General features: G+C 67.0%; 9 protein-coding genes, 1 tRNA gene and 1 pseudogene. 5 read left to right on the forward strand and 6 right to left on the reverse strand.

The annotated features are described in order from the left end of the window. Both K789_RS0106525 and K789_RS0106530 read right to left on the reverse strand, forming a co-directional pair. Window positions 1–282: pseudogene (locus tag K789_RS0106525) on the reverse strand (MarR family transcriptional regulator); the annotation flags it as partial. Window positions 283–417: 135 nt separating this feature from the next. Next, window positions 418–490 (reverse strand) — tRNA-Lys (locus K789_RS0106530). Window positions 491–702: 212 nt separating this feature from the next. Here K789_RS0106530 and K789_RS0106535 point away from each other — a divergent pair. The 3 genes from K789_RS0106535 (at window position 703) to K789_RS0106545 (ending at window position 3363) form a co-directional block, all read left to right on the forward strand. Beyond that, window positions 703–1359 (forward strand): hypothetical protein, encoded by a 657-nt coding sequence (locus K789_RS0106535; RefSeq protein WP_024366056.1) that lies wholly within the window; start codon window positions 703–705, stop codon window positions 1357–1359. Between the two features lie 368 nt (window positions 1360–1727). After that, entirely contained in the window at window positions 1728–2345 is a 618-nt protein-coding gene (locus K789_RS0106540) for a DUF47 domain-containing protein (protein ID WP_024366057.1), read from the forward strand. 1 nt (window position 2346) lies between these two features. Next, on the forward strand, window positions 2347–3363 hold the full coding sequence (locus K789_RS0106545; RefSeq protein WP_024366058.1) for an inorganic phosphate transporter: 1017 nt from the start codon (window positions 2347–2349) through the stop codon (window positions 3361–3363). Between the two features lie 74 nt (window positions 3364–3437). Here K789_RS0106545 and pstB read toward each other — a convergent pair whose 3' ends face one another. From pstB to pstS, 4 genes are all read right to left on the reverse strand, one after another. Continuing rightward, window positions 3438–4217: a phosphate ABC transporter ATP-binding protein PstB gene (gene pstB / locus K789_RS0106550; RefSeq protein ID WP_024366059.1), complete on the reverse strand. Its 780-nt coding sequence runs from the start codon at window positions 4215–4217 to the stop codon at window positions 3438–3440. Window positions 4218–4272: 55 nt separating this feature from the next. After that, window positions 4273–5382: a phosphate ABC transporter permease PstA gene (pstA, locus tag K789_RS0106555; RefSeq protein ID WP_024366060.1), complete on the reverse strand. Its 1110-nt coding sequence runs from the start codon at window positions 5380–5382 to the stop codon at window positions 4273–4275. Further along, a complete protein-coding gene (gene pstC, locus K789_RS0106560) occupies window positions 5383–6315 on the reverse strand; it encodes a phosphate ABC transporter permease subunit PstC (RefSeq protein WP_024366061.1) in 933 nt (310 codons plus the stop codon). Between the two features lie 142 nt (window positions 6316–6457). Next, window positions 6458–7579 carry a phosphate ABC transporter substrate-binding protein PstS gene (gene pstS, locus K789_RS0106565; protein WP_024366062.1) on the reverse strand — a complete coding sequence of 374 codons (1122 nt, stop codon included), beginning with the start codon at window positions 7577–7579 and terminating at the stop codon, window positions 6458–6460. Between the two features lie 253 nt (window positions 7580–7832). Here pstS and K789_RS0106570 point away from each other — a divergent pair, with 253 nt between their 5' ends. Both K789_RS0106570 and radA read left to right on the forward strand, forming a co-directional pair. Continuing rightward, complete coding sequence (locus tag K789_RS0106570) at window positions 7833–8960, forward strand: FUSC family protein (protein WP_024366063.1); 1128 nt, start codon at window positions 7833–7835, stop codon at window positions 8958–8960. Window positions 8961–9035: 75 nt separating this feature from the next. Continuing rightward, window positions 9036–10409, forward strand: coding sequence for a DNA repair protein RadA (gene radA / locus K789_RS0106575; RefSeq protein WP_024366064.1), 1374 nt, complete (start codon window positions 9036–9038; stop codon window positions 10407–10409). Window positions 10410–10636: the final 227 nt, after the last annotated feature.

Consider the following 10636-nt stretch of genomic DNA (forward strand, 5'->3'; position numbering starts at 1 on the left):
CACGAGCCGGTCGATTAGCGACGTGGTGGAGGCCGTGGTGATCCCCAGGACGCGGCTCAGGTCCTTGGGCCCCACCTGCTCGCCGTCGGCTTGGGTGCGCAGGAGGTATCTCAGGGCCAGCAGGTCCGTCTCGCCCATCCCCATCGAGTCCCGCGTGGACCGCCGCCGGGCGACTTCCACATTGCGGTATTCGCGCAGCGCCTGCAGGACGGCGCCGGGCGGGTCGAGCCTGTCGTCGGGTCCGTACCAATACCCGGATCCGGTGGGGCTGTGCGCATTCATCCGGCAATACTAGCCGAACTGATTACTAGGCCATCGTGGATTTTTGTCGGCTCAACCGGATGAAAGCTGCCGGCATGGGGGACGGTTAAAACAGAAGCAGGCCAGAGGACAACTGCCTCTGGCCTGCTCCGCGGGTGGGCCCTGTGGGGATCGAACCCACGACCCACGGATTAAAAGTCCGATGCTCTACCAACTGAGCTAAAGGCCCCAACTGAAGACCCCAAACCGCGGATAAATCCGCAGTCCAAGGGCTGATCAGCCCAGTCCATTTCTGAACGTTAATACTGTACCCCAGACCCGGGCGCATTTTGCGCACGGGGCGGGTACGCCGCCGTCGTGCGCCGTGGACTGTCGCCCTGCGGACCGGGGGCGGTGGCCTCCACGCTCGATTCCCCGACAGCACTGGAGTAGCGTGGTGGCATGAGCGAGCAAGCAGGATCCAGCGCCCCCGGACCGCACCGGCACCACAAGCCGAAGCCCTTTGCCCCCATTGACTTTGAGCCGTTCGCGGGCGGGGCCGATCCTGCCCGCGTCTCCGAAGCCGCCCACCTCGCCGCCCAGGCACTCGTGCGCCGCGGACGCGACAGTGACGACCCCGTCGTGACCAAGCGTCTCGTGAAGCTCGCCGATGAACAGGGCCTGGAAGCCATCGCCGAAATGTGGGCCGAAAGCCCGGCACGCTCGCTTCCGGGGGCCCTCTGGCGCCTGTACGCACTCCGCGCCGCCACGATCCAGGATCCCGAGCGGATCTCCGTCTACTTCAGGGCAGGCAAGGACACCGCCCAGGTATCGCACGTGGTGGCCGGCGCCGCCGAGCCGCCCGGAGCGGAGGAGATGAAGTCGATGGCGGACGCCATCCTTTCCGGCGCGTTCGACGGCGAGTTCGACGTCGCGCTGGAACGTTCTGCCGCGTTCTGCCGCGTGGTGGCGCTGGGCCAGGCCACCCTCGCCGACGGCGCCGAGCACAGCAACGAGAACCACGCGAGCAAGCTCACGCGCAATTCGCACCTCCTGGTCAAGACCGCGGAGGACCTCGAACATGCTGCCAACGCCTGGCGCCTGGGCGAGCTGGACTGAGGAGGCGTGCTGCCGCCGGACACCCGGTACGCACGCCGCACACGGACTGTCAATGTTGACTTGTCCCCGAGCTCGTAGAAAACTAAAAGCGGTGCCGAACCGCGAAACCCCCGGGCTTCAACATCTAGCCGCCTAGAGCGGCCTACCGCCGAGAGGCGTATCCGGTTCGGCACCATTTTCATGCCCCGTGAGCGGCCCGCTGCCGGACCTGCCCAGCGGGGCGCCGTCATATTCCCGGGCCGCCCGGGCGCCCTTTCCGGCGCTTTTAGGCCGGACGGTAAAGTAATCCTCATGCGCGGGTCATCATCACCTCACACGCCCGGCAGACAACGGCCGTGCACCTCCCTCCCGAAGACCGGTAATCACACGTGAAGCTGCGCCTTTTCCCCCAGGAGCCCGCCGGGCTGAACCTCCTCGCCCAGCTTGCAGGCCAGATTGTGCTCGCTACGGGCACCCTGTCGGAAATCCTGGGCGCACCGGCCAGTGAAAATGACCGGCTGGTCGAGGACATGCACAACCATGAGGCCAAGTCCGCGGAGCTGCATTTCGCGCTGCTGACGCATATGCGGACCTCGTTCGTGAACCCGCTCCCCCGCGAGGACATGTATGCCCTCTCCCGGTTCCTCAATGAGGCGATGGAAAAGCTCGATGCCGCCGCGGACCTGGTGTCCCTCTACAAGCTGGACCGCCTGCCCAAACGTGCCGCGGACCAGCTGGAAATCATCAGCAGGCAGGCCGAGCTCACCGTGGACGCCATGCGGAGGCTGGACAACCTGGACGACCTTGAGGACTACTGGATCGAAGTCCTCCGCCTGTCCAAGCGCGCCGAACGGTCCCACCGGGTCTGGGTGGCGGACATGCTCAACGAAATGAAGCCGACCCGGTATGCGCGGAACCGGGACATCGCCGACCAGCTTGTGGGAGTCACCAGGGACATGCGCAGAATCGCGACCCAGGTGGGCAGCATCATCGTCAAGGAATCCTGACGTGACCATGTTCCTGTTTGCCCTGGTGGTGGTCTTCGCCGGGGCATTCGCCTTCCTTAACGGTTTCAGGGACGCCTCGGCTGCGGTGGCGCTGGCCGTCCGGACCCGTGCCCTCACCCCCACCATCGCCGTGCTGCTGGCCGCATTGTTCAACTTCGTCGGTGCCGGGTTGAGCGCCGCCCTGGCCCTTGCCGTCAGCCAGACCTGGGTTCAGCTGCCCAAGGGGGCGAACGGGCTGACCATCCTGATGGCGGGCCTGCTCAGTGCCGTGCTGTGGGGCATCTACACCTGGTGGCGGGGCATCCCGTCGTCCTCGACGCATGCCCTGGTCGGCGGGCTGGCCGGCGCCGGGATCGCGAGCGTGGCCGTCGGCGGGCACGCCGTGGGCGGCGTTGACACGTCCCTGCTTTCCCAGGTGGTGCTTCCGCTGCTGCTCTCACCGGTGATTGCCTTCGTGGGCGCCTACCTGCTGGTGTGGCCCGCGACGTGGGCCGCACGGTATACGCCGCCGAACGTCGTGAACGGCCGCTCGCGGCGTGCGGAGAGCATTGCTGTGGGCGCCGTGGCGTTCGCCCACGGCCTGCAGGACGGCCAGCGCACCAGCGCCGTCCTGGTCCTTGCCCTGCTGGCATCCGGGCTGTCGGACGGCCGGGAGATGCCGGTCTGGGTGGCACTGTTCACCGCGGCCCTGCTGACCGCGGGAACTCTGGCCGGCGGATGGCGTATTTCCTACACCATCGGCTACCGGCTGATCCGGATGGATCCCCTGCGCGGCTCCGTCGCGCAACTGTTCAGCTCGGCCATCCTGCTGATAGGCGCGATCGGGCTGTACTGGCCCGTCTCCACCACGCACACTGTCACGTCGGCCGTCCTGGGTGCCGGCAGCAATCAGGGGTTCCCGGCCACCAACCGGAAAATGGTGATCCGGATCCTGATGTTCTGGGTGCTCACGCCGGTGGCCACCGCGGCAGCGGCCTTCGTGCTGGCCCTGTCCCTGTCACCGCTCGCGGAGCTCTAGGGACTCATCGATTGCTCCGCAGGTGCCCTTTTGAGGGCTCAAAACGGCACCTGCGGAGCAGTCGATGAACCGGGCTATCCGAAGCGGCCGGAAACGTAGTCCTCGGTGGCCTTCTCGGTCGGGTTGCTGAACATGGTGTGGGTGTCGCCGTATTCGATCAGCCGGCCCGGCTTGCCGGTGCCCGCAATGTTGAAGAACGCGGTCTTGTCCGAGACGCGGGCGGCCTGCTGCATATTGTGGGTCACGATCACCACGGTGTACTGGTCCTTGAGCTCGTTGATGAGGTCCTCAATGGCCAGCGTGGAGATCGGATCCAGCGCGGAGCAGGGCTCGTCCATCAGGATGACCTGCGGCTCCACGGCGATGGCGCGGGCGATGCAGAGCCGCTGCTGCTGGCCGCCGGAGAGGCCCGAGCCGGGCTTGCCCAGCCGGTCCTTGACCTCGTTCCAGAGGTTGGCGCCCTGCAGGGACCGTTCCACCAGGGCGTCGGCCTCGCCCTTGGAGATCCTCTGGTTGTTCAGCTTCACGCCGGCCAGCACGTTATCGCGGATGGACATCGTAGGGAACGGGTTGGGACGCTGGAAGACCATCCCGATCTGCGAGCGGACGGTGACCGGGTCCACGCCGGGGCCGTAGAGGTTGTCGCCGTCGAGCAGCACCTCACCTTCGACGCGGGCGCCGGGGATTACCTCATGCATCCGGTTCAGGGTGCGCAGGAAGGTGGATTTGCCGCAGCCGGAGGGCCCGATGAACGCCGTGACGGACTTGGCTTCGATGTTGATGTTGACGTCTGCGACGGCCAGGAATTTGCTGTAGTAGACGTTCAGGTCTTTGACGTCGATGCGCTTAGACATGATGTTCCTTCACTTGCTGGAGGTACGGGCTGAAGAATGGGGTCGCCATGCCGGGCTAGCGGCCGGTCTTGGGGGCGAACATACGGGCAACCAGGCGGGCACCGAGGTTGAGCAGCATCACCAGGATGATGAGGACCAGGGCGGCGCCCCAGGCGCGCTGGGAGGACGGATCCGGGTTGGACGGCGAGGTCGGGTTGAGGATCTGCGTGTAGATGAAGGTGGGCAGCGAGGCCATCCAGCCGCCGAACACGTTGTAATTGATCGAGGTGGCGAAGCCCGCGGTGACCAGGATGGGGGCGGTTTCGCCGATCACCCGGGCGATCGCGAGGGTGACGCCCGAGGCGATGCCGGAGATCGCCGTCGGAATGACCACCTTGAGGATGGTCCGCCACTTGCGCACGCCCAGGGCGTAGGCCGCCTCGCGGAGTTCGTTGGGGACAATCTTGAGCATTTCCTCGCTCGAGCGGACCACCACGGGGATCATCAGCACGGAGAGGGCGACGGCGGCGACGGCACCGGTTTTGGTGCCCGGTCCGACGACGGCGAAGAAGAAGGCGGCCGCGAACAGGCCGGCCACAATCGAGGGAATGCCGGTCATGACGTCCACGAAGAAAGTGATGGCGCGGGCAAGCGGGCGGTCATTGCCGTACTCCACCAGGTAAACGGAGGCCAGCAGGCCCACGGGAACCGAGATGACGGTCGCCATCACCGTGATCAGCAGGGTGCCGATCAGGGCGTGGAAAATGCCGCCGACCACGGGGGCGCCTTCCTCGACGCTCTTGTTGTCGTAGGCCCCGGTGACGCCGTTCATCGAGGTGGAAAGGAAGCCGGGGTCCGTGAGGCCGGGCAGGCCGTTGACCAGGACCGTCCAGATCACCGAGAACAGGGGCAGCAGCGCGATCAGGAACGAGCCCACCACGAGGCAGCTGGCCAGCTTGTCCTTCGCGCGGCGCGAGCCTTCGACGGCGGCGCTCCAGCCGACGAGGCCGATGGCGAAGAAGACTGCGGAGACAATGCCCCAGCCGAGGGCGTTGAAGCCGATCAGGGCCAGGACGGCCGCGCCGAGAACCACGGCTATGCCGAGAACCAGGTAGGGGGCCCACTTCGGCAGCTGGCCCTTCGTGAGGGCCGAGCGCTTCTTGACGGGGGTCAGGGTGGAGGTCATTTAGTTGGCTCCCGAGAATTCTTTGTGCCGGCTGATGATCCAGCGCGCAATCATGTTCACGCCGAGGGTGATGACAAACAGGACCAGGCCGGCGGCAATCAGCGTGTTGACCTTCAGGCCGCTGGCCTCGGGGAAGTTCAGCGCGATTTCGGCGGCGATGGTCTGGTTCCCGGACTGGATAAGGCTCGCGGTCAGCACGCCGGAGGACAGCACCAGCGCGACAGCCATGGTCTCGCCGAGGGCGCGGCCAAGGCCCAGCATGACGGCGCTGATGATGCCCGGGCGGCCGAACGGCAGCACAGCCATCCGGATCATTTCCCAGCGGGTGGCACCAAGCGCGAGCGCGGCCTCTTCGTGCAGCTTGGGGGTCTGCAGGAAGATCTCGCGGCTCAGCGACGTGATGATGGGCAGGACCATGACGGACAGCACGATTCCCGCGGTGAGGATGGTCTTGCCGGTGGCCGACGCCGGTCCCTGGAAGATCGGCAGCCAGCCCAGGTTGTTGGCCAGCCAGTTGTAGGCCGGAGAGATTTCCTTGGCGAGGAACGCAGCACCCCAGGCGCCGTAGACCACGGACGGGATGGCGGCCAGCAGGTCGATCACGTAACCCAGACCGGAGGCGAGCTTGCGCGGGGCGAAATGCGAGATGAACAGCGCCACGCCGATCGCGACCGGTGTCGCGATCACGAGGGCGATCACGGCTGCGATCAGGGTGCCGATGACGATCGGCCAGATGTAGGCGAAAAAGCCTTCGCCGCCCTGGATCTTGTCCGGGGAGGCCACAAGGGCGGGGAATGCCTGGATGACGAGGAAGATCGCTACTCCGAAGAGCACGGCCAGGATCAGGCACCCAGCGGCCAAAGTGGCTGCGGAAAAGACCTTATCGCCGGCGCGGCCCGCGCCCCGGGACGTAGTCAGGGAGGTGGTGGTCACTTCACGATCCTTCAGATCTTTGTGTACTTCGGACAAACACATTGGTTCCCTGTCCCGTTACGGCCGTCGGTGACAGCCGTAACGGGACAGGGAACCAGGATCAGGCTGGTGTTTCCACTATGCCTGTCAGCGCTAGGGAACCCTAGGACTTTACCTTGATGCTCTCAATGGACTTGAGGGCCTTGTCCTGCAGGGTCTTGGACAGCGGGGCGGATTTGGCGGCCTCAGCAGCTGCCTTCTGCCCGGCGTCGGAGACGACGTAGCTTTCGAATGCCTTCACCAGGTCCGCGGTCTTCTGGTCAGCGTAGGTGCTGCAGACGACGTGGAAGGAAACCAGGACCACCGGGTAGGCGCCCTCGATCTTGGTGGTGCGGTCCAGCTTGATCGACAGGTCGTTGGCGGTGCGGCCCTCAACCGGCTTCCCGGCGTCGACTGCCTTCGCGGCAGCGTCGGCGGAGATCTTCGTGAAGGACTCGCCCACCTTGATCTGCGCGACGCCCAGCTTGCCGCTCACGGCGGAGTCATCGGCGTACGTTACGGCGCCCGGGGTGTCGGTCACGGTCTTGACGACGCCGGAGGTGCCCTTGGCGTTCTCGCCCTTCAGTGCTGCGGGCCAGATGCCCGCAGCCTTGTCGGTCCAGACCTCGGGAGCGGCGGCGGCCAGGTAATCGGTGAAGTTCTGCGTGGTGCCGGAGTCATCGGAGCGGTTCACCGGGGTGACCTTGAGGTCCGGGAGCTTCGCGTCCGGGTTCATGGCGGCGATGGCCGGGTCGTTCCAGTTGGTGATGCCGCCGCGGAAGATCTTGGCGACGGTGGCGGCGTCGAGCTTCAGTTCCTTGACGTCGGGCAGGTTGAAGGCCACGGCGATCGGGGAAATGTAGACCGGGATGTTGAGGGCACCCTCGGGGCCGCAGGTGGTCTTTGAGCTCGCGTACTCGTCATCCTTGAGGTAGGCATCGGAGCCGGCGAACTGGGCGGAGCCGTCCAGGATGGCCTTGCGGCCTGCGCCGGAGCCGTCCGGGGAGTACTGCACATTGGCGCCCTGATTTGCGGAGGCGAAATTGGTCTTCCACACGTCCATGGCAGCGCCCTGCGCGGAGGAGCCGATGCCGGTCAGGGTGCCCGTAACCGCGGGACCCGAAGCGGACGGCGCGGCGGACTGGGCCGTGTTGGTTGCGTTGTCCGAACCGCAGGCGGTCAGCGCGAGAGCGCCAGCTGCGATGACAGCGATAGCCGAGTTGCGGCCGAAGCGGAGTGCCTTCACTGAGATGTGCCCCTTCCAGGGATTTTCTGTGCGAGCCGGGCCGGAGAAGCCCGGGCAAAGATGCGTACGGTTTGTACCTCTATTGAAACTAGGTGCCCCAGATGAAGAGAATTGCCGTCCGAGATGAACAGAGGGTTAACGACGCCGGGACATTGGCTTACATCCGCCGGGCCCCCATTGCGTAAGCCGTGTCACAGCCGTAGGGGTCCGCGCCGACGATCTGCAGGATCAACGGCCCAATAGACTGGTGCGCATGGCCTCCGCTATTGGACTTTCCGCAAGCGCCCGATTCCTGCGCGGCCGGGTCCGCACCGGCCTGGTCCGGAGCCGGAACTCCCTCGTGCCGGCCATCCAGATGACTGCCTGCGCCGTTGGCGCCTACGCGTTCGCCGAGTACGTGCTGGGCCACAGCGGCCCGCTCTTCGCCGCCACGTCCTCCCTCATCTCGCTGGGCTTTTCCCGTGACCCCCGGCTGCGCCGCGTGATCGAGGTCGGCCTGGGCTGCACCATCGGCATCGTGGTCGGGGACCTGCTGCTGCACTGGCTGGGCGCCGGGATGTGGCAGGCCGCCGTCGTGCTACTGTTCTCGATCCTGCTCGCGAGGTTCCTGGACAGCGGGACGATCTTCACCACCCAGCTGGGGCTGCAGTCCCTGCTGGTGGTGCTTCTGCCGGCGCCGGCGGGAGGTCCCTTCACCCGCAGCATCGACGCCGTCGTGGGCGGGGTGTTCGCCCTGCTGGTGACGATCCTGATCCCGAAGGACCCGCGCCGGGAACCCCGCACGGACGTCAAGAAGCTCCTGCACGAACTCGCCGAGGTGCTGCGCGAATGTGCCTCCGCCCTGAGCTACAGCGACTCCACCCAGGCCTGGCATGCGCTGATCCGGGGGCGGAACTGCCAGCCGCTCGTCGATGCCATGCGGCAGTCGCTGCGGGCCTCCGGCGAGGTGGCGACCCTGGCGCCGGCCTACCGCAGGCACCGGGACGAGCTGGACCAGATGGAACAGTCGCTCGACTACATCGACCTCGCGCTGCGCAACAGCCGGGTCTTTGCCCGCCGCCTGACCAGCGCCATCAATCATGCGGCCTTGTCCGACGAGGCCACGCAGAACATCGCCGAGGTCCTGCAGGACACCGCCGACGCCGTCGACGAACTCTCCCTGGGCCTGGCGGAAGTGCACGACGGCGTCCGCCGCGCCCACCTGCGGACGGCCCGGACGGAGCTGCGGGAAATCGCCGGCCGCCTGCACCCGAGGCTGCTGGACGTGCAGCGGCTGGAGGGCGAAACGGTGGTCATGCTGTTCCGTCCGCTGATGGTGGACCTGCTCGAGGCGGCCGGGGTCGACTCCCGGGAAGCCAGGGATATCCTTCCCCCGCTGTAGTTGCCGCTGCAGTTGCCGGGGCCCGTGCCGCGGCGCGGGGGCGTGCATGTCGCAGGGCGCCGATAGGGTGGAGCAATGGCTACCAAGACTTCCCGGGCCACCAAGGCGCCGGGCTACAAATGCGCTGAATGCGGCTGGACCACGGCCAAGTGGGTGGGCCGCTGCGGCGAGTGCCAGGCCTGGGGCAGCGTGGAGGAAACCGGCGGCGCCGTAGCGCGAACGACGGCGGCCACCACCGTGCTGGAGCCGGCCCGCCGGATTTCCGAGGTGGACGCCACCACCGCGGCCTTCCTGCCCACCGGGGTGGACGAACTGGACCGCGTGCTCGGCGGCGGGCTGGTCCCGGGTGCCGTGATCCTGCTGGCGGGCGAACCCGGCGTCGGCAAGTCAACCCTGCTGCTGGACGTCGCGGCCAAGTTCGCCCGCACCGCGCAGGACGTCCTCTACATCACGGGCGAGGAATCGGCCGCGCAGGTCAAGCTCCGCGCGGACCGGATCGACGCCGTCGCCGAATCCCTGTACCTATCCGCCGAAACGGACCTCGGCCAGGCCCTGGGCCAGGTGGAGAAGCTCGAGCCGCGCCTGCTGATCGTAGACTCCGTGCAGACGCTGAGCAGCGCCGACGTCGAAGGCAGCGCCGGCGGCGTCTCGCAGGTCCGTGAGGTTGCCGCCTCCCTGATCGCCGCCGCCAAACGCCGCAACATGACCACCCTGCTGGTCGGCCATGTGACCAAGGACGGCTCCATCGCCGGGCCCCGGCTGCTCGAGCACCTCGTGGACGTGGTGTGCCAGTTCGAAGGCGAGCGCCACTCCCGGCTGCGGCTGCTGCGGGCGGTCAAGAACCGGTACGGCCCCACCGATGACGTCGGCTGTTTCGACCTGAACGAGGACGGGATTGTGGGCCTGGCCGATCCGAGCGGGCTTTTCGTTTCGCGGACCAAGGAGCCGGTCTCCGGCACCTGCATCACGGTGACCCTGGAAGGGCGCCGCCCGCTTCTGGCCGAGGTGCAGTCCCTGCTGGCCGAAAGCTCCAGCGCCCAGCCGCGCCGGGCCACGAGCGGGCTGGACAGTTCCCGGGTGGCCATGCTGCTGGCCGTGCTCCAGCAGCGCGCCGGCTGCCTGCTCAGCAAGGACGACTCCTACGTGGCAACCGTGGGCGGCGTAAAGCTCAGCGAGCCCGCCACGGACCTCGCCGTCGCGCTGGCCGTGGCCTCCGCGAAGGCCAGGAAACCCCTGCCGGAGCGGCTCATCGCCTTCGGCGAAGTGGGTCTGGCCGGCGAGGTGCGCCCTGTCCCCGGCATCAACCAGCGGATCCAGGAAGCCCACCGGCTGGGCTTCACCCATGCCGTGGTACCGGCAAGCCCGAACGGTGCGGGACCGATTCCCGCGGGCTTCTCGGTGCGCGAAGTGGGGCACCTCACCGAAGCGCTGAGCCTGCTGATCAGCTGAGGCCTTCCTGCAGGGCCGCGCATCCGGAAACGCGACTTAGGACCCTATACTCCGCCCGGTATCGGGCGGAGTATAGGTGTAGGGATAGGCACGGCTGCGGGCGAAGGGATCTTGCCATGATGGGGTACTACGGGAACGGTATCGGCTGGATGTGGCTCTGGGGCGTGCTCTTGCTGGTCGGGATCGCCGCGCTTGTGCTGCTCGCCGTCCGCCTCTTCACCGGCGGG

The organism is Arthrobacter sp. TB 26, from assembly GCF_000427315.1.
In the GTDB taxonomy this organism is placed as follows: Bacteria; Actinomycetota; Actinomycetes; order Actinomycetales; family Micrococcaceae; genus Arthrobacter.

Excerpts from the sequence above, each read along its gene's own strand:
- K789_RS0106535 (WP_024366056.1), top strand. The coding sequence starts at position 703 with ATGAGCGAGCAAGCAGGATCCAGCGCCCCCGGACCGCACCGGCACCAC.
- pstB (WP_024366059.1), bottom strand. The coding sequence starts at position 4,217 with ATGTCTAAGCGCATCGACGTCAAAGACCTGAACGTCTACTACAGCAAA.
- pstA (WP_024366060.1), bottom strand. The coding sequence starts at position 5,382 with ATGACCTCCACCCTGACCCCCGTCAAGAAGCGCTCGGCCCTCACGAAG.
- K789_RS0106570 (WP_024366063.1), top strand. The coding sequence starts at position 7,833 with ATGGCCTCCGCTATTGGACTTTCCGCAAGCGCCCGATTCCTGCGCGGC.
- radA (WP_024366064.1), top strand. The coding sequence starts at position 9,036 with ATGGCTACCAAGACTTCCCGGGCCACCAAGGCGCCGGGCTACAAATGC.